At 65.0% G+C, this 22260-nt stretch carries 20 protein-coding genes; 10 read left to right on the top strand and 10 right to left on the bottom strand.

The genetic code is table 11. The features are described from left to right. Nucleotides 1-11 precede the first annotated feature (11 nt). Nucleotides 12-1040 carry a site-specific integrase gene (locus HUJ28_11560; GenBank protein ID MBD3620100.1) on the bottom strand — a complete coding sequence of 343 codons (1029 nt, stop codon included), beginning with the start codon at nt 1038-1040 and terminating at the stop codon, nt 12-14. A 205-nt stretch (nt 1041-1245) separates the two neighbouring features. Between HUJ28_11560 and HUJ28_11555 the strand changes: the two genes are divergently transcribed. Both HUJ28_11555 and HUJ28_11550 read left to right on the top strand, forming a co-directional pair. Next, entirely contained in the window at nt 1246-2295 is a 1050-nt protein-coding gene (locus HUJ28_11555) for a DNA-binding protein (protein ID MBD3620099.1), read from the top strand. A 178-nt stretch (nt 2296-2473) separates the two neighbouring features. Then, the gene (locus HUJ28_11550; protein ID MBD3620098.1) at nt 2474-2974 is read left to right on the top strand and encodes a hypothetical protein; all 501 of its coding nucleotides are present in this window, start codon (nt 2474-2476) and stop codon (nt 2972-2974) included. Nucleotides 2975-3037: 63 nt separating this feature from the next. On the opposite strand, the gene HUJ28_11545 is transcribed toward HUJ28_11550, so the two are convergent. After that, a complete protein-coding gene (locus HUJ28_11545; GenBank protein MBD3620097.1) occupies nt 3038-4873 on the bottom strand; it encodes an adenosylcobalamin-dependent ribonucleoside-diphosphate reductase in 1836 nt (611 codons plus the stop codon). A gap of 148 nt (nt 4874-5021) precedes the next feature. Here HUJ28_11545 and HUJ28_11540 point away from each other — a divergent pair, with 148 nt between their 5' ends. The 3 genes from HUJ28_11540 to HUJ28_11530 all read left to right on the top strand — a co-directional run bounded on the left by HUJ28_11540 (nt 5022) and on the right by HUJ28_11530 (nt 6111). Then, nucleotides 5022-5333, top strand: coding sequence for a hypothetical protein (locus tag HUJ28_11540; protein MBD3620096.1), 312 nt, complete (start codon nt 5022-5024; stop codon nt 5331-5333). Between the two features lie 91 nt (nt 5334-5424). Further along, nucleotides 5425-5649 carry a hypothetical protein gene (locus HUJ28_11535; GenBank protein MBD3620095.1) on the top strand — a complete coding sequence of 75 codons (225 nt, stop codon included), beginning with the start codon at nt 5425-5427 and terminating at the stop codon, nt 5647-5649. Nucleotides 5650-5712: 63 nt separating this feature from the next. Then, nucleotides 5713-6111, top strand: a complete 399-nt coding sequence (locus HUJ28_11530) for a TraR/DksA family transcriptional regulator (GenBank protein ID MBD3620094.1) — start codon at nt 5713-5715, stop codon at nt 6109-6111. 241 nt (nt 6112-6352) lie between these two features. On the opposite strand, the gene HUJ28_11525 is transcribed toward HUJ28_11530, so the two are convergent. Together HUJ28_11525 and HUJ28_11520 are read right to left on the bottom strand one after the other, a co-directional pair. Beyond that, nucleotides 6353-7711 carry an adenosylmethionine--8-amino-7-oxononanoate transaminase gene (locus HUJ28_11525; protein MBD3620093.1) on the bottom strand — a complete coding sequence of 453 codons (1359 nt, stop codon included), beginning with the start codon at nt 7709-7711 and terminating at the stop codon, nt 6353-6355. A gap of 102 nt (nt 7712-7813) precedes the next feature. After that, nucleotides 7814-9178, bottom strand: coding sequence for a lysine 2,3-aminomutase (locus HUJ28_11520; protein ID MBD3620092.1), 1365 nt, complete (start codon nt 9176-9178; stop codon nt 7814-7816). 251 nt (nt 9179-9429) lie between these two features. Here HUJ28_11520 and HUJ28_11515 point away from each other — a divergent pair, with 251 nt between their 5' ends. The 5 genes from HUJ28_11515 to HUJ28_11495 all read left to right on the top strand — a co-directional run bounded on the left by HUJ28_11515 (nt 9430) and on the right by HUJ28_11495 (nt 17468). Then, entirely contained in the window at nt 9430-10569 is a 1140-nt protein-coding gene (locus HUJ28_11515; protein MBD3620091.1) for an aminotransferase class V-fold PLP-dependent enzyme, read from the top strand. 92 nt (nt 10570-10661) lie between these two features. Next, complete coding sequence (locus HUJ28_11510) at nt 10662-11594, top strand: hypothetical protein (protein MBD3620090.1); 933 nt, start codon at nt 10662-10664, stop codon at nt 11592-11594. A gap of 16 nt (nt 11595-11610) precedes the next feature. After that, nucleotides 11611-14037 carry an acyl-CoA dehydrogenase gene (locus HUJ28_11505; GenBank protein MBD3620089.1) on the top strand — a complete coding sequence of 809 codons (2427 nt, stop codon included), beginning with the start codon at nt 11611-11613 and terminating at the stop codon, nt 14035-14037. A 72-nt stretch (nt 14038-14109) separates the two neighbouring features. Beyond that, entirely contained in the window at nt 14110-15426 is a 1317-nt protein-coding gene (locus tag HUJ28_11500; protein MBD3620088.1) for an acetyl-CoA C-acetyltransferase, read from the top strand. A gap of 2 nt (nt 15427-15428) precedes the next feature. Then, the gene (locus HUJ28_11495; protein MBD3620087.1) at nt 15429-17468 is read left to right on the top strand and encodes an enoyl-CoA hydratase/isomerase family protein; all 2040 of its coding nucleotides are present in this window, start codon (nt 15429-15431) and stop codon (nt 17466-17468) included. Nucleotides 17469-17537: 69 nt separating this feature from the next. Here the strand turns inward: HUJ28_11495 and HUJ28_11490 are convergent, their stop codons facing one another. The 6 genes from HUJ28_11490 to pabC all read right to left on the bottom strand — a co-directional run bounded on the left by HUJ28_11490 (nt 17538) and on the right by pabC (nt 22246). Next, nucleotides 17538-18311: a TatD family hydrolase gene (locus tag HUJ28_11490; GenBank protein ID MBD3620086.1), complete on the bottom strand. Its 774-nt coding sequence runs from the start codon at nt 18309-18311 to the stop codon at nt 17538-17540. Nucleotides 18312-18422: 111 nt separating this feature from the next. Beyond that, nucleotides 18423-18764 (bottom strand): PilZ domain-containing protein, encoded by a 342-nt coding sequence (locus tag HUJ28_11485; protein ID MBD3620085.1) that lies wholly within the window; start codon nt 18762-18764, stop codon nt 18423-18425. 15 nt (nt 18765-18779) lie between these two features. Next, nucleotides 18780-19766 (bottom strand): DNA polymerase III subunit delta', encoded by a 987-nt coding sequence (locus HUJ28_11480; GenBank protein ID MBD3620084.1) that lies wholly within the window; start codon nt 19764-19766, stop codon nt 18780-18782. After that, nucleotides 19763-20398 (bottom strand): dTMP kinase, encoded by a 636-nt coding sequence (locus HUJ28_11475; protein ID MBD3620083.1) that lies wholly within the window; start codon nt 20396-20398, stop codon nt 19763-19765. Before HUJ28_11475 ends, HUJ28_11480 begins: the two co-directional genes overlap by 4 nt. Further along, nucleotides 20395-21420, bottom strand: coding sequence for an endolytic transglycosylase MltG (mltG, locus tag HUJ28_11470; protein ID MBD3620082.1), 1026 nt, complete (start codon nt 21418-21420; stop codon nt 20395-20397). Before mltG ends, HUJ28_11475 begins: the two co-directional genes overlap by 4 nt. A gap of 25 nt (nt 21421-21445) precedes the next feature. Next, on the bottom strand, nt 21446-22246 hold the full coding sequence (pabC, locus tag HUJ28_11465) for an aminodeoxychorismate lyase (GenBank protein ID MBD3620081.1): 801 nt from the start codon (nt 22244-22246) through the stop codon (nt 21446-21448). Nucleotides 22247-22260: the final 14 nt, after the last annotated feature.

Raw genomic sequence — 22260 nt, 5'->3', positions numbered from 1 at the left:
TTCGATCCTGTTTACTTTCCCTTTTTTGGAGATTCAGCGTTCAGCAGCAAACTCATTTTTTCCATCAGAATGACTGACGCGTTATTGTTGAACTGCTGTCCTTCCTCAATGTACTCCCAAACGGTAGCATCACTTTTCCAACCTCCTTGCTTTTTAATCAGTTCATAGTCCACGCGTTCCCGAGCCGCCGAGGTAGAGAGGCCGCGACGAAAACTGTGACTGCTCAGTTCGGGGACAAAATCGAACTGACAGGCTTTACCAAGGGTTTTGAGCACATCATTGATTGCCCCAGGATTCAATTGCCTGGCTTGAACCTGATCCCAGCGATTGACCGGCCGAAACAGCGGACCAATCGCTATATCAGCGGTATCCATCCATTGCTTTATTGCTCTGGCTGGACAACAGGTTGGATTCCCTGCAAAAGGCAGGGCTCGCACTAAGCCAGTAGCTTGCTGATCGGTCTTGGAACGGGGCAGCCGAATGATCAAGCCCTCAGGCTCCCACACCAGGTCCGTGACTTGTATTGCGAGCAACTCGCTGCGACGAAACGCCCCGAAGAAGCCCGTTAGCACCAGTGCGATATCCCGATACTTCTTCTTGCTATCTGGTAGTTGCTGGAGATGCTTTACCATCTGTGCGATGTGCTCCAGGCGCAGCGCCTTGGCTTTGCGTTTGGGTTGGCCGTGAGTGCGGCGGATGCCTTCCATCGTTTTGCGCACGAGAGGATCTTTTACTGGATCAGCGACTCCCTGGTAGTAGTGCCATTGGCCGATGGCCGTCAGGTGGAGATCCAGTGTCCGAGGGTTGAGAGATTCAGCTTTGATCAGTAGATAGCGCACGACAGTATCCCTGTCGGTAGGCAGTCGGCCACCCCATTTTTCGAATTGGCGAATGGCCGAGCGATACGCTTTGCGCGTGTTGTCAGAGGTGGCTGCCTGGAGATAGTGACGCAGCGCTTCGGATTCCCGATGGGCAATCTGATATGATCGCTCATTACGTAATGATAAGTCAGTGGTCAATTTGGGTGGTTTGCTGTGCATGAATCGAATTCCTATCGCGGTCGCTCAAAAGGCGGCTATGTACCGGCGTTACAAGTGAAAAAATTATGCCTGATTATCATAACCAACGATAATGGTCATTATCGTTAGTTAATATTTGAAATTCAATTAGTCTTGAAAATCATAAATATAATGTAATAATACGTTATACATAATACGGTACCAAATAATCTGAGAGGAAATCCCTATGGCACGCGCCGGAGTCACTTACCACGATGTTGCCAAAGCCGCTGAAGCCATCAAAACGAAAGGCCAAGAACCTACGGTGGATCGGGTGCGCGAACATTTGGGCACCGGCAGCAAAAGCACGATCGCGCCACTACTCAAGCGCTGGCGTTCCGATAACGGGGACGCGGCCGATACCAATGGACTCCCGAGCGACTTGGTGGAGGTCGTGAAATCTCTCCACGAACGAGTGCAGCAGATGGCCGACCACCGCATCGAGCAGGCCCGACAGGAGTTCAAAGGGCTGAATGAAGATCTCCGGAAAAAGCTCGACGACGCCAGCAACGCGATTACGCAGCTCACTGCCCGCCAGAAAGATTTAGAAATCCAGATCGGGCAACTTACCAACGAAGTAGACCAGAAAACTCAGGCTCTGGAAGATACACGCATCAACCTGACCAAGGCAGAGATGCAACGGGACGAGGCTATTGCCCGGACCGCCGATTTGAAAGAAACCGTCACGGAACTCAAGCAGGAAAACCGGGATATCCGTGACCATTTCGAGCATTACCAGCAGCGAACAGCCGAAGATCGTCAACAGGAGCGCGAACAATTTCGTTCGGTTAACCAGGGATTGAAAGACCAGATCCTGGATCTGCAACACCGGCTCACCCAGGCCGAGTCAAGATCGTCCGAGCTGTTGGATGCCAATGCGCAGTTAGAAAACAATGCCGATAAACTTGAACAGGCCAATGCAACGCTAAACAGGGACCTAAACGGAAAGGTAGATGATATCCAGAAGCTGAAACGCGACCTTGAAGACGCCATGACGAAGAACCGGAAAAACCAGCATAAAAATGAGCAATTGGCAGAAAAAATATCTGCTCTCACTGTTCAGAAAGCAGAAGTCGATAAGGAAGTGGCCGTGTTATCACAGGCTTTGGAGGCCACCAAAACCGAATTGAAAACCACACAGGATAAAGTGACGTATCTGACCGACGAGAACAAAGCAATTCTTCAGGAAAAGGCGGTGATCCAGGGGCAATTTAAACAGCTCCAGGGTTCGCTATAATTATGGTCAAACTTGTCAAATTTGGAGGTTCTTCCACAAGGAAAATGGCAGGTTAGCGCTTTTGTACGAAAACCTACACTTGCAAGGACTCAAGAGGACTGAAACCGCAGGATCTGATTCTGACCAATAAACGACCATCTGGCTGTTTAATGAAGTAATCGTTGCCGACCCTCATTTCATGGAAAAGCCCCTGAGCAAGGCCGACCTGCAGCGGGTGCTCACCCGCTGGCTGGGGCGTTTGCCCATGCCGCTTCCGGAGACGCAGCCTGGAGAGCGGGCAGGGCAGCCGCACCGTGTCTTCAGGGAACGTTTCCTTTCCCTCGTCGCCCGCCAGGTGACGAGCCTTACCCCTCAGGCAGTCGATCTGGTGGCTCGCAGCGTCATGGATGAGATCGAATTGCACATGAGCCGGCTTCACGAGTCGCCAGACGCCGAGTCCGCCGGGCCGGCGCTGGATGGCCTGGAGCGCCTCGCGACAGAACTCGAAGAGGCGCGCCTGGCGGACCTGGTGGCCGGCCTGCGTATCGCCTGGCGGAAACAGGACGACGATCGGCTACCCTGGGCCCTGCATGACCTGGAGCGTGAGACGCAGCGACTGCGCGAGGCACTGGAGTCGCTTGTCGCGCAGACCGGCAGCGCTGACACGAGGCAGGGGGGCAGTATTCACACCGGCACCTGACGACAACCTCGAGCGCTGATGATCCGCGTCCATAACATTTAACATAATATAGATTATGCGTACTTATACGGCCGGGACGGCAGGCGGTATCCCCGGTATCCCGCAGCAGGCACTCACCCCGTCGCCCGGTTGCAGGATGGCATCCCGGCTGCCGCCCGGACGGTATGTCGTGCAACCCTTCGCGCCTGCCCGGTAGGCAGAGACATAGATCGCACCGTAGGTTTCGAAGTCGATGTCCGTCGGGACATTCACCGTCTTCGAGATCGCGTTGTCGACGAATTCCTGCAGGCAGGCCTGCATGGCGATGTGAGCCTCGGGCACAATCTCGGCGGCGGTCACGCAGGCCGGCGGCTGGCCTCTGTCGTTGCCCGTCTGTTCCCGCCAGGCCATGACGGCTGCATCCGTGACACGCCAGCGTACGGGATCGCCGCGGTGGTCACGCACGCGCCGCTCGGCATCGACCGCATAGACCGGCTCGATGCCGCTGGAGATGTTGCCGGCCAGGAGGCTGATGCTCCCGGCAGGCGCGATGGCCAGCAAGTGGCTGTTGCGCAACCCGTAGCGCGCGATGGCTGTGCGCAATTCCCCGGGCAGGCGCTGCACGAAGGGCCGTTCGGGAAGCCCGGCCTCGGCACAGCGTGCAAAGGGACCTTTCTCGCGTGCCAGTGCGACAGAGGCCTGGTAGGCCGCATCCCGCAGGACCTGCATCACCCGGCTGGCCAGGTGGCGTGCGGCCGGGGCGTCGTAAGGGATATTTAACATAATCAAGGCATCGGCCAGCCCCGTGATGCCAAGCCCCAGACGGCGCGTGGCCTGGGCATGGGCCTGCTGGGCCGGCAGCGGGTACGGCGAGAGATCGATGACGTTGTCGAGCAGACGCACGGCGACCGGCACCTGGGCGGCCATGGCCTCCAGGTCCAGCCGGGCCGAGTCGGTAAAGGGCGCCTCCACGAAGCGTGTGAGGTTGAACGAGCCCAGGCAGCAGGCGCCATGGGGCGGCAACGGCACCTCGCCGCAGGGATTGGTGGCGCTGATCTGCTCGATCGCCGCGAGGTTGTTCTCGGCATTGATCCGGTCGATGAAGAGCACGCCGGGCTCGGAGCTCTCATGGCTGGCCTGCAGCAGGTGTTGCCAGAGCCGGCTCGCAGGGATCTCGCCGAGGACGGCGCAGGCCACCGGCTGTGCGTATCCGGGCCAGTTGCGTTCGACGTGCGGCCGGTCCGGCCAGCGTCCGTGTTGCGGATCGGGAAAGACCAGCGGCCAGCCCTCCCCTGCCTCGACGGCCTGCATGAAGGCATCCGTGACCAGGACGGAGAGATTGAAGTGGCTCAGGATGCCGGGGCGCCGCTTGGCCTCGATGAAGGCCTCGATATCCGGGTGATCGCAGCGCAGCGTGGCCATCATGGCCCCGCGCCGGGCGCTGGTTTCCAGCAGGGTGGCGCACATGCTCTCCCAGACCTGCATGAAGGAGACCGGCCCCGAGGCCCGTCCCCCGGTGCTGGAGGCCGGTGCCCCCGCAGGTCGCAGGGTGGAAAAATCGACGCCGATGCCCCCGCCCTGCTGCATGGTCAGGGCACTTTCGCCGAGCACGCGGAAGATGCCGGCCATGGAGTCGTCGATACGGTCCATGACGAAGCAGTTGAAGAGCGTCTGGCTGCCCTCGCGACCTGCATTGGCGAGTATCCGGCCGCCCGGCAGGAACCGGTAATCGGCGAGCAGGGCGAAGAAACGCATCGCCCAGTGTTCCTGTGCCTCGCCGCGCTCGCACGCAGCCAGGGCCTGCGCGACCCGGCGCCAGCTGTCTTCGATACCCTGCTCTCCCGGCACGCGGTATTTTTCCCGCCACAGGGTCTCCGCCAGTCGTGCCGTTTCCTCCCCTCTTGCCGCGCCGGTTCCCATGTGCCATTCCCTCCGTGTGGCCAGTACTTTGATTTGTCATGAGTTTACACGCGCGAGACATGGCCCGTGTGCAGGGTGTCGCCCGACGTGCTAATTAAGTACAGACACGTATTGGATTCCAGAACCAATGCGGTCAGGGAGGTGCTGAATGATTCATGAGACCAATCCGGAAATCGGTCAGTGGTATCGCCGCCTGGACAAGCGTGAACGCTTCGAGGTGGTCGCCGTCGACGAGGACGCGGGGATCGTGGAGGCCCAGTACTTCGATGGCGATATCGAGGAATTCGAGCTTACCGACTGGTTCCTGCTGCCCATCGAGGCGATTGCCGAGCCCGAGGACTGGACGGGTCCGATGGACGACATCGAACCCGACGACCTCGGTTACACGGAAACCGAGCTGGGCACCAGCGACTGGGACGCCTCGCAGCGCGCCCTGCGCATGTTGCAGTCGGAATCCTGAATGGAAAATCCCGACTGCAGATGACATGCGTCATTGCCAGTGACTCTGTGCAGGTTCAGGATAGCGATAGTCAATTATCCGAGGACAACTCATGGCAACGACCCAGCTGCCGGACGTCGGCGCGCCGGACCCGGAACGCCGTACCTCGCCGATCGCGGACGAACTCGATGAGGAGACCGAGGCCCTGAGCCAGCAAATGCCGGGGGACATCGTTTGCTATTTCAACGACCAGGGATTTGGCCATGGCGAGGAGATACGCAGCGGCCAGGACATCCTGCGCTGTCACCATGGGCTCTGGATACGCCGCAGCGAGTGATCGCCAGGGCCTGAAGGGCTCTGCCCCGCCCGCCACCCCCATCACCTGACCCACAGAGACCGTATGCCGACAGACATCAGCGAACAAGATCGCAGTCATTTCCGCCGCCTGCTGGAAGCCCGCCGCAAGGATCTGCTGGAGGACATCCGCACGATCCTGCTGGAACAACAGGAGCAGCACTTCGTCGACCTGGCCGGCCGGGTGCACGACCTTGAAGAGGAATCCGTCGCCGACCTGCTGGTCGACCTCAACATCGCCGCCATGGAGCGGCACATCGAGGAGCTCCACGACATCGAGAATGCGCTGCGCCGCATCGAACGGCAGACCTATGGCGAATGCGTCGATTGCGGTGTATCCATCGACAAGCCCCGCCTTGAGGCCTACCCCACGGCCAAGCGCTGCCTGGACTGCCAGCAGCGCCACGAACAGACCCACGCGGGCAACCGCCATCCCACGCTATAGGCTTCATTTTCGAGCCACAGAGGTCACAGGGGAAACCGCTTTTTTCTCATCCCACCTTTTGTCACAGCCCATCATAGGGTGGCCCATGGCCGCCGTGCGCATGCCGCTTCGCCACCGTTCGTCCAGCGGCGGCCACGGGCCGCCCTATCGGGATGATCGAGGGATGAGGGCGTAAACCGTGGATGGCGCGGGGCGCCTACACCAGTTTAGCCACAGAGGGCTTTCACGCCCATCGCCCAATTCAGTCCCGGCAGGCCAGGTCGATTCCTTCATGCATCACCTTCGCCAGGTGATGAATCTGGTCCTCGTCGATAACGTAGGGCGGCATCAGGTAGCTGACATGGCCCAAGGGGCGCAACAGCGCCTGGTTGGCGAGCGCGTGGCGATAGATGCGCAGGCCGCGTCGTTCCTGCCAGGGATAGGGTTCGCGTGTCGCCTTGTCCCTGACCAGTTCCACCGCGAGTATCATTCCCGTCTGACGTACCTCGGCCACGTGCGGATGGTCCTCGAGGTGTGCCGTGGCATCGTGCATGACCTGCGCCAGTCGACGATTGTTGCCGATGACATCCTCTTTCTCGAAGAGATCCAGCGTGGCGTTCGCCGCCGCACAGGCGAGCGGGTTGCCGGTATAGGAATGCGAGTGCAGGAACGCGGTGAGCCGTTCGTAGTCGTCGTAGAAGGCCGCATACACCTGCTGCGTGGTGAGCGTGACCGACAGCGGCAGGTAGCCGGCGGTCAGCCCCTTGGAGAGACACATGAAGTCCGGGGTGACGTCAGCCTGCTCGCAGGCGAACAGCGTCCCCGTGCGACCGAAACCCACGGCGATCTCGTCGGCGATGAGGTGCACGCCGTAGCGGTCGCAGGCCTCGCGCAGCAGGCGCAGGTATTCCGGGTCGTACATGCGCATGGTGCCGGCACACTGCACCAGCGGCTCGACGATCACGGCACAGATCTCCTCGTGCCGCTCCTCGAGGGTGCGCTCCATGTGTTCGAACATGTGTCGTGCATGCTCGGCGCAGGACTGGCCGGGTTCGCGGTGATAGCAATCCGGCCCGGGCACGGTGATGGCCTTGAGCAACAGTGGTTCGTAGGTGCTTTTGTAAAGTGCCACGTCGCCCACCGCCAGTGCGCCCAGCGTCTCGCCATGATAGCTGTTGCTCAGGCAGACGAAACGGGTCTTCTGCGGTTTGCCCACGTTGCGCCAGTAGTGGAAGCTCATCTTCAGCGCCACTTCCACGGCCGACGAGCCATTGTCGGCATAAAAGCAGTGCGCCAGGCCCGGCGGGGTGATCTCCACCAGGCGTTCGGACAGACGCACCACCGGCTCGTGCGTGAAGCCGGCCAGGATGACATGCTCGAGCTGCTCGAGCTGCTCGCGGATGGCCCGGTTGATATACGGGTTGGCGTGGCCGAACAGGTTGACCCACCAGGAACTCACGGCGTCGATGTAGCGGTTGCCGTCATAGTCCTCCAGCCATACCCCCTCCCCTCGCCGGATTGGTATCAGCGGCAGCTGTTCGTGATCCTTCATTTGCGTGCAGGGGTGCCAGACGTGCCGCAGGTCGCGTTGGGTGATGCTCTGGTTGGAGGTCACGTTCATGCTCTCTTTTCGTGATGGTCCATCGCGGGGATGCTAGTGAAAGTGTCGCCCAGAAGAAAGGCCGCGTGAAGACGCGGCCTTGAGAAGGAAGCGGGCACCGACTCAGCCGATCCGGCTGGTGATCTCCCGATACTCGTCCTCGAAGAAGAACTTCTCTTCACCGAAGGCGGGCTTGAGATCGTCGAGCCAGGTGGCTTCTTCGTCGTAGCGGGCGAAAAACGGTCGTTGCACCCAGTCCGGGTTACGGCCCTGGATGAAGCGCAGGGCGAAGACCTTCTCGCCGTTGATCTCGGTGACCCCCTGGATCTCGATCTTGCCCGGACCGGCGCTCATGGATGGCCCACGGGCGGTGCGCGCCAGTCCCGAGACCTGCTGCATGGCGTCGCGGTAGATGTGCCAGGCCCTGGCGAGTGGCACCTCGAAGTAGCACTTCGCACCGGTATCGCGCTCCACGAACATGTAATACGGGATGATGCCCAGACGTACCTGCTCGCGCCACATGCGCGCCCAGTCGTCGGCATTGTCGTTGATGTGTGCAATGAGCGGGCCCTGGCTGCGGATCTGCGCGCCGGTGGCGCGGATGCGGCGAATCGCCTCGCGACAGATATCGGTATCCATCTCGCGCCAGTGGTTGAAATGCGCCATCAGCGCCACATGCTTGCCCGACTGGACCAGGCGGGCAAGCAGGTCCAGCAGTTCCTCGGCGTCGGGATCGGTCACGAAGCGATAGGGCCAGAAGGTCAGTGCCTTGGTGCCGATGCGCACGGTCTGTACGTGACCGAGATCCTCTTCCAGCAGGGGTTCGAGATACTGCTTGAGGTTTTTGGTCTTCATCACCATCGGATCGCCGCCGGTGAGCAGCAGGTCGGTGACCTGCGGGTGCTCGCGCAGATAGGCCATCATGGTGTCGGCCTCGCGGCTGGCGATGCGCAGCTCCTTGTCGCCCACGAACTGTGCCCAGCGGAAACAGAAGGTGCAGTAGGAATGGCAGGTCTGCCCCTGAGCGGGGAAGAACAGCACCGTCTCGCGGTACTTGTGCTGCAGGCCGTTGATCACCTCGCCGTTGATCCTGGGCAGGTTGAGCTCCATCTGCCCGGCCGGATGGGGATTGAGGCCGGCACGGATCTCGCTGGCCAGTGCCTGGATCTCCTTCTTCTCGGCGCCGGCCCGATGCAGGGCGGCCATGCGCTCGAAGTCGGTTTCGTTCAGCATGCCCTTCTGGGGAAAGGTGAGCTGGAAGATCGGATCATCCGGGATATTGTCCCAGTCGATCAGTTCGTCGATCACGTACTGGTTGACACGAAACGGCAGGACGCTCGCCACGACCTGCATCTCGAAACGTTGTGCTTCCGGCAATCTTTCCAGCGGCTTGATGCGGTCCAGATGTCGTTCCGTATAGACCTCGAACGCACGCGGCTCGAATGCATCGCTGGAAACGGCTTCGAACTTGAGAGCTGCGGTTCTCATTTCGTTACCACCTCAGGTTGTAGTTATCGACAGAACGCCGCCAGTGCGTCCCGGTGTGGCCTCGTCGGCCAGCGCATGCCATCATCCGATGGCACAAACGAAGGCCGGCGTCGTGATGAGCGGCCGGCCCGGTGTTGGTGTTGCCAAATTCCGACCTAATTTATCAGAATTCCCTTTTTGGGGCAAATTTGCGCGGAAAATCATAAGGTTAAGAGATGGTGTCAGACGCGGAAAGCGCATGGGAACAGGCCCTGGCCCGGGAGTTCGGGCTGGATGGGGATGTCCTGCATCTCAATCATGCGGGGGTGGGGCCCTGGCCAAATCGCACTGTGCAGGCCATCAGGGAATTCGCCGAAGAAAACCGCCACCGGGGTTCCGAACACTTTCAGCGCTGGGTGCAGACCGAGACCAAGCTGCGCGGTCAGTTGCGTGCCCTGATCAATGCCGAGTCCTCGCAGGAGATCGCGCTGCTCAAGAGCACGTCGGAGGCGCTCTCGGCGGTCGCCTATGGCCTCGAGTGGCAGCTGGGAGATCGCATCGTCACCGCGCGCCAGGAGTTCCCCTCCAACCGCATCGTCTGGGAATCACTGCGCACCCGCTATGGCGTCGAAGTCGTGGAGGTGGATATCTCGACAGGTGACGACCCGGAGGCGCTCATCGAGGCGGCCATGACTGAGGGCACCCGGCTCGTGGCCCTGAGTGCCGTGCAGTACGCCAGCGGGCTGCGCCTGGACCTGGAACGCATCGGTCGTGCCTGCCGGGCGCGGGGTGCGCTGTTCTGCGTGGATGGCATCCAGCAGATCGGTGCCCTGCCCTTCGACGTGCGCGCCATCGGCGCGGACTTCGTGGCGGCCGATGGTCACAAGTGGATGCTGGCGCCCGAGGGGCTGGCCTTGTTCTACTGCCGCGCCGAGCTGCGTGATCGCCTGGTGCTGCGCCAGTACGGCTGGCACATGGTGGAGCACCTGGGCGACTTCGAGCGCAGCGGCTGGCAGCCGGCCGACTCCGCGCGCCGTTTCGAATGCGGCAGCGCCAACAATCTGGGCATTCACGCCCTGTCGGCCAGCCTGGGGCTGCTGCTGGAGGTTGGTATGGCGCGCGTCGGAATGGCCGTGCTGGAGAAGACCGACCACCTGGTCGATGCCCTGCAGGCAGGCGGATTCGAGGTCCTGTCCGATCGCTCGCCGACCCGCCGTTCCGGCATCGTGGTCTTCCGCCATCCCGGCTGCGACAGCGAGACGCTGTACCGCGAGCTGCAGGCCAGCGGCGTGGTGTGTGCGCTGCGTGGTGGTGGTGTGCGATTCTCACCGCATTTTCACACGCCTCGCGAGACACTGGATCGTGCCGTCGAGGCGGCCATGCGCGCCGTTCATCGGTCCGATGCGGGTTGAACGGGCTGTACGAACCCGGCTTGCGAAAGATTGTCTAGACTTGAAGTAACGCGCCCACGCACGGTACGCGCCACCCGTCACGGGAGAGGTGTATGTTCAAGCGGCTGCAGACATGGATATGGAGGCGGCTGACCCACTGGCTCGAGACCGAGGTCGGTCCGGCGGCCATGCAACCTTCCGACTTCGAGCGCCTGCGCTTCGAGGTGAAGCCCTGTGATGTGGTGCTGGTCGAAGGGCGCAGTCGCATCAGCCGCATGATCAAGACACTCACCCTCTCCGGCTGGACCCATGCGGCCCTCTATGTCGGTCGTCTGCACGACATCGAGGATGCCGACATCCGCGCACTGATCGAGCGTCACTGGGAAGGCGACCCCGGCGAGCCGCTGGTGATCGAGGCCCTGCTCGGCGAGGGCACCATTGTCGCGCCACTGAGCAAGTATCGCCGCTATCACCTGCGCATCTGCCGGCCTGCCGGGATCTCGCGCCGCGATGCCTTCGATGTCATACGTCATGCTGCCGGTCGACTCGGTCTGGACTATGACCTGCGCCAGGTCTTCGATCTCGCCCGTTTCCTCTTCCCCTGGGGGATCATCCCGCGGCGCGGGCGTTCCAGTCTGTTCGTGCACAACGCCGGCGCGCCCACGCACAACGTCTGTTCCAGCATGATCGCCCGCGCCTTCCACTCCGTGCAGTACCCGGTGATGCCGATGTACGTGCACGATGCGGAGGGCAAGCTGCGGCTGTATCAGCGCAACTTCCGCCTGTTCACCCCCAAGGACTTCGACAGCTCGCCCTACTTCGAGATCATCAAGTACCCCCTGTTCGCCTTCGATGAGCTGGCCATTTACCGCAGCCTGCCCTGGGATACCGAGGGGGTGCTCAGTGAAGACGCGGGACGGCATGCTGATCCTGCTGTCGATGGGCGCCTCGTCGAGGCGCGTGCAGCGGGGCAGGCTGAAGCCGACGACACATTCCAGTCGATTAACCTGCTCGACGACATGGCACCCAAGACCTCCTCTTCCTGACGATAAGGGAATCGGCATGCTCTGGTTCGCAGTCCTGCTCCTGGTCCTCGGCGCGCTGGCCTATCTGCGCGTCAACCGACTGCCCGCCACGTTCGTCGTGGCCATCACCCTGGCCGGCGCGACTGCCCTGCAGGGCCTGAGCTGGGGGCTGGTTGTCGCCTGGCTGCTGTTCGCCGGACTGGCCGTCGTGGTGAACACGCCCACCCTGCGGCGCCGGCTCGTCAGCCGGCATGTGCTGCGGCTGCTGCGGGCCGCCCTGCCCGCCATCTCGCAGACCGAACGCGAGGCGCTGGAGGCCGGTTCCGTGTGGTGGGACGCCGAGCTCTTTTCCGGCAAGCCCGACTGGCGTCGCCTGCAGGAGATGCCGGCCTCGCGGCTCAACGAGGAGGAACAGGCCTTTCTCGACGGCCCGATCGAACAGCTGTGCACGATGCTCGACGACTGGCAGATCACCCACGAACTCAAGGACCTGCCGCCAGCGGTCTGGGACTTCCTCAAGCAGGAGCGCCTGTTCGGCATGATCATCCCGAAGCGTTATGGCGGTCTGGAGTTCTCCGCCCGCGCGCACTCGGAGGTGGTGATGAAGCTCGCCAGTCGCAGCCTCACCGCCGGGGTCACGGTGATGGTGCCCAACTCGCTGGGCCCGGCAAAGCTGCTGCTGGAATACGGCACCGAGGAGCAAAAGGACTACTACCTGCCCCGTCTGGCGCGCGGCGAGGAGATCCCCTGCTTCGCCCTCACCGGCCCCGAGGCCGGCAGCGACGCCGGCTCCATCCCGGACACCGGCATCGTCTGCCGCGGCGACTGGCGCGGCGAGCAGGACGTCCTCGGCATACGGCTCAACTGGGAGAAGCGCTATATCACCCTGGGCCCGGTGGCCACGCTGCTGGGGCTCGCCTTCCGGCTGAAAGACCCGGATCACCTGATCGGCAGCGAGGAGGACCTCGGCATCACCCTGGCGCTGATCCCCACCGACCTGCCGGGCATACGCATCGGCAACCGCCACTACCCCCTCAACATCCCCTTCCAGAACGGCCCCAACAGCGGCACGGACGTCTTCATCCCGCTCAGCCAGATCATCGGCGGTCCGGAGCGCGTCGGTCAGGGCTGGCGCATGCTCATGGAATGCCTGGCCGAGGGTCGCGGGGTGTCGCTGCCGGCCCTGGCCACCGGCGCGGGCAAGGTGATGAGCCGCATCACCGGCGCCTATGCGCGGGTGCGCCGCCAGTTCAAGCTGCCCATCGGCCGCTTCGAGGGCGTCGAGGAGCCGCTGGCGCGCATCGCCGGCGAGACCTACATCATGGATGCCGCCCGGCGGCTGACGCTCTCCGCCCTCGACGCGGGCGAGGAACCGGCGGTGATCTCGGCCATCATCAAGTACCAGCTCACCGAACGCATGCGCCGGGTGATCAACGATGCCATGGACATCCAGGGCGGCTCCGGTATCTGCCTGGGACCGCGCAACTTCATCGCCCGCGCCTACGAGGCCATCCCCATCAGCATCACGGTCGAGGGGGCCAACATCCTCACCCGCAGCATGATCATCTTCGGCCAGGGGGCGATACGCTGTCACCCGCACCTGCTGGACGAGATCAATGCCGCGCAGGATGAAGACGGGACGCGTGCACTGGCGGCCTTCGACCAGGCCTTCTTCGGCCACCTCGGCTACACGGCAAGCAACCTGGTGCGCGCCTTTTGGCTGGGACTGACCAACGCGCGCGTGGCCGTCACGCCGGGCGATCGCCACACGCGGCGCTATTATCGCCAGCTCACGCGGCTGAGTGCGGCATTCGCCCTGGTCGCCGACGTCGCCCTGCTCTCGCTGGGCGGCGGGCTCAAGCGTCGGGAGCGCCTGTCCGGCCACTTCGCCGACGTGCTCTCCAACCTCTACCTGTGCTCGGCCGTGCTCAGGCACTGGGAGGATGAGGGGCGGCAGGAGGACGACCTGCCGTTGCTGCACTATGCCTGCCACCAGACCATCTACCGCGCCCAGCAGTCCTTGCTGGCCGTGTTCTGGAATCTCCCCAACCGGCCGCTGGCCTACCTGCTGCGCGCCCTGGTCTTCCCCGGCCGCAAGCCCTATCGCCCGGCCAACGACGCGCTCATCCACGCCACCGCGGCCCTGCTGCTCGCACCGTCGCCGGTACGCGATCGCCTCACGGCCGGCATCTACACCACGGCTGACCCGGACGATCCGACCGGGCGCATCGAACACGCGCTCAACACCACTGTGAGCAGCGCCGAACTGGAACAGCGCCTGGTGGAGGCGGTGCGCGAGGGGCGGCTCGGCTTCAGCGGCCAGTTCCCCGATCTCGAGGCCGCCCGGGCCATGGCGCTGCTGAACGCGGAGGAGCTGGAACAGCTGCGCGAGGCGCGCCGGGCCAGCCGCGAGGCCATCATGGTGGACGACTTTACGCCCGAGGCCCTGCGGCATGTACACTGAGGGCCAGGACCCGGCGGTCCGCGCCCCGCGCGCAGCCAGCACACAGAACAACGCATAACAACGGAGCATGGAATGGCACAGACCACCAGACGCAATCCCGGGCGTCCCGTCTATGTCGTGGACGGAAGCCGCACGCCGTTTCTCAAGGCGCGTGGCGGTCCCGGCCCGTTCAAGGCGGTGGAGCTCGCCGTGGCGGCGGGCCAGCCGCTGCTGCTGCGCCAGCCCTTCGAGGCCGAGCAGCTCGACGAGGTGATCCTCGGCTGCGTGGCCCCGGGGCCTGACGAGGCCAACATCGCGCGCATCAGCGCCCTGCGCCTGGGCTGCGGCGAGCGCGTGCCGGCCTGGACGGTGCAGCGCAACTGCGCCTCGGGCATGCAGGCCCTGGACGCGGCCTTTCACAACATCGCCGACGGCCGCTCCGACCTGGTGCTGGCCGGTGGCGTCGAGGCCATGAGTCACTCGCCGGTGCTGCTGAGCGAAGGCATGGTCGCCTGGCTGGCCGACTGGCGGCGTGCGCGCGGCCCGCTGGCGAAGGCACGCCAGCTCGCCCGCCTGCGCCCACGCGACCTCGCCCCCGTGGTCGGCCTGTTGCGCGGCCTGCGCGACCCGGTGGTGGGCATCTCCATGGGCCAGACGGCGGAGAACCTGGCCCATCGCTTCGGCATCACGCGCGAGCAGATGGACCGCTTCGCCATGCACAGCCATCAGCGCCTGGCCCAGGCCATAGAGGCCGGCCACCTGGCCGACGAACTCGCGATCGCCTACACCAAGGACGGTCGCCACTTCGACCGGGACGACGGCCTGCGGGCCGATACCGACATGCAGCAGCTCGCCCGGCTCTCCCCCGTCTTCGACAGGCCCTTCGGCAGCGTCACGGCCGGCAACAGCGCGCAGGTCACCGATGGCGCCGCCTGGCTGCTGCTGGCCAGCGAGAGGGCGGTCAAGGCCCACGACCTGCCGGTGCTGGGCAGGATCGTCGACAGCGAATGGGCCGGCCTCGATCCGGCGCAGATGGGGCTGGGCCCCGTACATGCCAGCGTGCCGTTGCTCAAGCGCAAGCGCCTGGCACTGGATGCGATCGACTACTGGGAGATCAACGAGGCCTTCGCCGCCCAGGTGCTCGCCTGCACGGCGGCCCTGCAGGACGATGGCTACTGCCGGCAGGAACTCGGGCTGCGCAAGGCCATGGGCGAGATCCCGCCCGAGCGCCTCAACGTCGATGGTGGCGGCATCAGCCTCGGGCACCCGGTAGGCGCCTCCGGCGCGCGTATCGTGCTGCACCTGCTGCATGTATTGCGGCGCGAACACGCGCGGCGCGGGGTGGCGACCCTGTGCATCGGTGGCGGCCAGGGCGGCGCCATGCTCGTCGAGAACACGGCAACGGAGTGAACATGAGTCTCAACGCTAGCGACACCACCTACCGGAACTGGCATCTCGAGGAAGACGCCGACGGCATCGTCTGGCTGCGGATCGAGACGGCCGACCAGCCCACCAACGTGCTCACGGCGGAGACGCTGACCGAATTCGAGGTCATCCTGGGGCAGCTGGCCGCGGCACCACCGCGCGGGCTCGTGATCGGCTCCGCCCGCGACAACGGCTTCATTGCCGGGGCCGACGTCAAGGCCTTTACCCGCATCGCCACCGAAGAGGAGGCCCTGGCCCTGATCCAGCGTGGCCAGGCCGTGATGGATGCCGTGGCGGCCCTGCCCTGCCCGACCGTGGCGCTGATCAACGGCTACTGCCTGGGCGGCGGCCTGGAACTCGCGCTGGCCTGCGACTACCGCATCGCGCTGGACGACCCGCGCACCCGCCTCGCCCTGCCCGAGGTGAAGCTCGGCATCCACCCGGGGTTTGGCGGCAGCGCGCGTGCCATCCGCCTGCTCGGCGTGCTGCGCGCCATGGACCTGATGCTCTCTGGTCGCAGCATCGACGCCAAGAGCGCCCGGCGCATGGGCCTGGTGGACTACGTGGTACCCGAACGGCAGCTGCAGCGCGCCGCCCACGACACGGTACTGGCGCGCCCGGCCCCGGCCCGGCGGCCGTGGCTGCAGGGCGTACTGGACCGCCGCCCGCTGCGCCCGCTCGTCGCCCGGCTGCTGCGCCGCCAGGTCGCGGCCAAGGCCCCGCACGCCCATTATCCGGCGCCCTATGCCCTCATCGACATCTGGGAACAGCACGGGGATTCCTCGGCGCGCCTGTTTCGCGAAGAGGCGCTCTCGGTCGCCCGCCTCATCACCGGCGACACCGCGCGCAACCTCATCCGCGTCTTCCAGCTGCAGACGCAGCTCAAGGGGCTGGGTGACCGCAAGGCCTTCACGCCGCGTCACGTCCACGTGATCGGCGCCGGCGTGATGGGCGGCGACATCGCCATCTGGTGCGCCCTGCAGGGCCTGCGCGTGACGGTGCAGGACCCGCGCCCCGAGGCCCTGGCGCAGACCATCAAGCGGGCCCAGAAGCAGTTCGCCCGGCGTTTTCGCAGCTACCCGCTGCTCGGCATGGCCGCCGGCGACCGGCTGATACCCGACCCGCAGGGGCATGGCCTGGGACGCGCCGACGTGGTGATCGAGGCCATCTTCGAGGACCTTCAGGCCAAGCGCGCGCTCTACCGTGACATCGAGCCACGCATGCGAGCCGAGGCCCTGCTCGCCACCAACACCTCGAGCATCCCGCTGGAGCGGCTGGCCGAGGGGCTGGCAGACGCGAGCCGGCTCGTCGGCCTGCACTTCTTCAACCCGGTGGCGAAGATGAGCCTGCTGGAGATCGTGCGCGGCGAGACGACCAGCGAGGCGACCATGGCGCGCGCCCAGGCCTTCGCCCGGCACATCGACAAGCTGCCGCTGCCGGTAAAGAGCTCCCCGGGCTTCCTGGTCAACCGCGTGCTTATGCCCTACCTGCTCGAGGCGGTCATCCTCTACGAGGAAGGCGTGCCCCGAGAGATCATCGACAGGGCGGCGCGCGACTTCGGGATGCCCATGGGCCCCATCGAACTCGCCGATACCGTGGGCCTGGACATCTGCCAGCACGTGGGCGAGATCCTCGCCGGCGAACTGGGTTACGAGGTGCCCAAGGCGCTGTCACGCATGGTCGAGCGCGGGCATCTGGGCAGCAAGTCCGGCCAGGGCTTCTACGACTACAAGCAGGGACGGCGGGTGAAGACGAAGCCGCCGGAATTCACCGGTTCCCTGGAGGAGATCCAGGACCGGCTGATCCTGCGCTATCTCAACGAGGCCGTCGCCTGTCTGCGCGAGGGCGTGGTGGAGGATGCCGACCTCATCGATGCCGGCATGATCTTCGGCACGGGTTTTGCCCCCTTCCGCGGCGGTCCCATGCATTACCGCGCGCAGTATGCGGCGGCACTGGAGAAACGCCTTCGGGAGCTGGCCGAGACACAGGGGCCCCGGTTTGCCCCGGATGCCGGCTGGCAGGGCTGAGGCGCCGGTCGGACACGACACGGCCCGGCAGGACACCGTCCTGCCGGGCCGTCGTCTTCCGGGACTGGTTCAGGCCGCGCGGAACAGGGTGCGGAAGTTGCGGGTGGTGGCGTCCTCGATCTGCGCCAGGGACAGCGCCTTCACCTCGGCCACACGCTCGGCGACGTGCCGCACCCAGGCCGGGTGGTTGCCCTTGCCGCGATGTGGCACAGGCGCCAGGTAGGGGGAATCGGTCTCCACCAGCAGGCGATCCAGCGGCACCTGCCGGGCCACCTCGCGCAGTTCCTCGGCGTTCTTGAAGGTGACGATGCCGGAGAACGAGATGTAGAAACCGAGCTCCATGGCTTGGCGCGCGGTCTCCCAGTCCTCGGCAAAGCAGTGCATCACCCCGCCGACGCTCTCGGCACCCTCTTCCCGCAACAGACGGATGGTGTCCTCGCGCGCCGCGCGGGTATGGATGATGAGCGGCTTGCCGGTCTGCTTCGCCGCACGGATATGGGTGCGAAAACGCTCGCGCTGCCACTCGAGGTCGCCCTTCAGGCGGAAGTAGTCCAGCCCGGTCTCACCGATGGCGATGACGTTGGGGTCCGCCGCGAGCCGGCAGAGTTCGTCCACGTCCGGTTCGTGCACGTCCTGCGAATCCGGATGCACGCCCACCGAGCACCAGACGTCCTCGTGTGCAGCCGCAATGTCGCGCACATCCGCAAAGTGTTCCGTGTCGATGCACACGCAGAGGAAGCCGCCGATGCCGTTGGCGCGGGCGGTATCCAGCGCCTTGCCCAGGGAACCGTCGAAGGGTTCGAGGTCGACGCGGTCGAGATGGCAATGGGAGTCGATGAGCATGATGGAAGCGTTCGTCTGTACGGGGTTGAGATTCTGCCACAGCGGGCGGTGGCGAAAAAACGGAAGGCGCCGATGGCGCCTTCGCGTATTCACTGCTTATTCCGGGCCGCGTCACATCGTGTGCGTCGGCCGGTCGGCCTTGAGGGCGCCGGCCAGCAGGCCCTCGATCTTGTTGCGGGTCTGCCCGTTGTCCTGATCGGAGAACTGAACACCGATACCGGGGGTGCGGTTCCCCTGGGCGCCTTGGGGCGTCACCCAGACCACCTTGCCCGCCACCGGCAGGCGATCCTTGTCCTCCATGAGCGTGAGCAGCATGAAGACCTCGTCGCCGATCTTGTAGGGCTTGGTGGTGGGGATGAACAGACCACCGTTCTTCACGAACGGCATGTAGGCCGCGTACAGCGACCCCTTGTCCTTGATCGCCAGCGATAGAATGCCCTGTCCTGCCGGCATGCGCGTACTCCTCGATCAGGCGCTCTGTCTGCGTCCCCGGTCGAGCGTGTGCGCCCAGGCCTGGATGACGTCTTCGAGCAGCAGTTGCGTATTGAGATTGGCCGAGGCCATGCGCCGATATTGGATGAGTTGGTCGCGCAGGTCAAATAGGCCCTGGCTGCCCATGATCGGCGCCAGGCGCTGCAGGACCTGGGCCTTTTGCGGGTCCAGTTCCATCTGCCCGGCAGCGAGCAGACGCAGCATCGCATCCACCCAGTCGATCTGCCAGGCGAGCTGCGCGCCGGGATCGGCCTTGTGCCATTGCTCGGCCATGGCCGTGAGCGACTCGCGGCCACGCAGCACGTCCATCAGCTGGTCGAAATAGCGCGACTGCGTCTCCAGCAGGCCTTCGCGGTCCATCGCCAGCGCCAGCAGCGGCGCGTGATGGGCCGCAGCGAGCAACTGTTCCGCGTCGCCCTGCGGCGACTGCTCGCGCAGCCAGGCGAGTCCGGCCTCGGGGGACGGGCGGCGCAGGTCGATACGCTGGCAACGGCTGCGGATGGTCGGCGGCAGCAGGCTGGGTTGGGCCGTGACGAGCAGCAGCAGCGTGCCGGCGGCCGGTTCCTCCAGGGTCTTGAGCAGGCTGTTGGCGGCGTTCACGTTCATCGCCTCGGCGGGCTCGATGATGGCCAGCTTGTAGCGCTCGTACTGGCGGCTCAGGGCCATGAATTCGATGAGGCCGCGCACCTGGTCGACCTTGATCGGCTTGCCCTCCTCCTCGGGAACCAGCCGCTGGTAGTCCGGATGGTTGCCGGCCAGGAACAGGCGGCAGCCGTGGCAGCTGCCGCAGGCCATGCCACGCGCGTCGGGGGATTCGCAGAGCAGGGCCTGGGCCAGACCGCGTGCCAGTTCCCCCTTGCCGATGCCGGCCGGCCCGGTGATCAGCAGGCCATGCGGCAACCGGTCCTGGGCGCGACGTTCCTGCAGCCGCTCCCAGGCGGGTTCCAGCCAGGGATGGATCACGAGGCCTCCCCGACCGCCGTCTCCAGCACGGCGGCGATGTCCGCCTGTACCTCGGCGAGCGGGCGGGCGGCATCGACGAGGCGGTAGCGTTCGGGATGCGCACGTGCGCGCTCATGATAGGCCGCGCGCACGCGCTCGAAGAAGGCGACGGTCTCCTGTTCGAAGCGGTCGGCCTCGCCGCGGCTTTTTGCCCGCGCCAGGCCGGTGTGCACGTCGGCATCCAGCAACAGGGTGAGGTCGGGGCGCAGGTCCCCCTGTACGAAGGACTCCAGGATACGGATGCGCTCGCTCGGGATGCCGCGCCCGCCGCCCTGGTAGGCGTAGGTGGCGTCGGTGAAACGGTCACAGACCACCCATTGCCCGGCCTCGACGGCCGGGAGGATGCGCCGGTGCAGGTGCTCGGCGCGCGCCGCGAACATCAGCAGCAGCTCGGTATCCGGGTGCATGCCGGGCAGTTCCGGCGAGAGCAGGATCTCGCGGATGGCCTCGCTGACCTCGGCGCCTCCGGGCTCGCGCGTCACCACCACCGTCTTGCCCAGTGCCTCGAGACGCTGGCGGATGAAGTCGATGTTGGTCGACTTGCCCACGCCCTCGATGCCCTCGACGGTGATGAACCGGCCGCGCACCGTCATCGTGTATCCCCCTGGTAGCGGTCGGCATTGCCGCCGAGCAGGTAGCGGATCACCGCCTCGCGGTGTTCCTCGTAGGTCGCGGAGAAGTGGTGGCTGCCATCGCCGCGGGCGACGAAGTACAGGGCGTCGGTGTCGGCCGGATGCAGCACGGCGTGTATCGACTCGCCGCTGGGCAGGGCGATCGGGGTGGGCGGCAGACCGCTGCGGGTATAGGTGTTGTAGGGCGTGTCGCGGCGCAGGTCGGACTTGCGGATGTTGCCGTCGAAGTCCTCGCCCATGCCGTAGATCACGGTCGGGTCGGTCTGCAGGCGCATGCCCTTGCGCAGGCGCGAGATGAAGACCGCCGCGATCATCGGCCGCTCGCTCGTCACGGCGGATTCCTTCTCCACGATGGAGGCCAGGGTGAGTGCCTCGTAGGGGGTGCGCAGCGGCAGCCCCTCCTCGCGCCCGGCCCACTCGGCCTCCAGGCGCTCGCGCGTGATGGTGTTGGCGCGACGCAGGAACTCGAGATCGGTGGTCCCCTTGGGGAAGTGGTAGGTATCGGGGTAGAACCAGCCTTCGGGGTGCATGCCCGGCTGGCCCAGTTCGGCCATCAGGGCCTCGCGGTCCCGCACGATGTCGGTCTGCACGATCTGCGGATGCGTGGCCAGGCTGTCCAGCAACTGGCGGAAGGTCCAGCCCTCGAGCACGGTATGGCTGTACTGCACCGTCGCGCCGGTGACCAGGGTGTCGAGGATCTCGGCCGGCGTCATGGTGGTGGAGAGACGGAACTCGCCCAGGCGGATGCGATGCGCCCTGTCCTGCAGGCGGGCATACAGGCGCCAGTAGAGCGGGTGGCGAATCAGGCCCTCCGCCTCGAGCTCGCGGGCCACCCGGGCGAAGGCGGCGCCCTTCTGGACCTCGTAGGTGAGGCTGCGCTCGGCACCACCCACCGGCGAGTGCAGGTAGAGATAGAAATGACCCAGGCCGGCAAGGCCGACGAGCAGGGATAGCAGAATGACGATGAAGACGAATCGTTTCATGCAGGTATTCAGTCCTGGCGGATAATCAGTCCTGGCCGATGTCCTGCATCAGCACGCGGATGGTTTCGTCGATGCGATACGGCCTGTCATCGAGCTGCCGTACCGGCCAGATGCCGATGACCGTGTTGCAGAAAAACAGTCCCCGGGCGCGCGCGAGATCGGTCATCGAGACCCGGCCGACGGTGACCGGCAGTCCCCGCGCCTCGGCGGCGGCGAGCACGCGCGCCCGGGTGGTTCCCTCGATGCCGCAGGCCGTGAGGTCCGGCGTCAGCAGGCCCTGTTCCGTCACCAGGAACAGATTGCTCATGGTACCGGAAACCACGTTTCCCTGCGTGTCGCACATCACGCCTTCCTGATAGGCATCGCCCCATTCGGCGCGGGCCAGCACCTGCTCCAGGCGGTTGAGATGCTTGATGCCGGCGAGTCGCGGGTTGTGTCCGAGCGGCATGCGGCAGCAGGTGGCCAGTATCCCCTCCTCCCGGTATTGCACCGGGTGTTCCGGCCAGGGGTGACGGCTGACGATGCGGGTGGGAGTGGCGCCCTCGGGCGGCCGATAGCCCCGTCCGCCCGCCCCGCGGGTCAGTACCAGCTTCACCACCTCGCGGGGCGCACCGCTGGCCACGCGGGCAATCTCGCCAAGCAGCAGGGAGGCCGCCGGCACGGCCAGGCCCAGGCGCTCGCCGCCGCGCTGCAGGCGGGCGTAATGCGCCGGCCAGTGGCACACCTCGCCGCCGCGCAGGGCGAGGGTCTCGAACAGGCCGTCGCCGTACTGCAGCCCACGGTCGGCGGCCTCGACCAGGTGGCCGGGCTGACCGTTGACGAGCATGGAATCCGTCATGC

It is taken from the genome of Chromatiales bacterium (genome assembly GCA_014762505.1).
GTDB lineage: Bacteria > Pseudomonadota > Gammaproteobacteria > SpSt-1174 > SpSt-1174 > SpSt-1174.
This window is presented reverse-complemented; position numbering and strand designations above follow the sequence as displayed.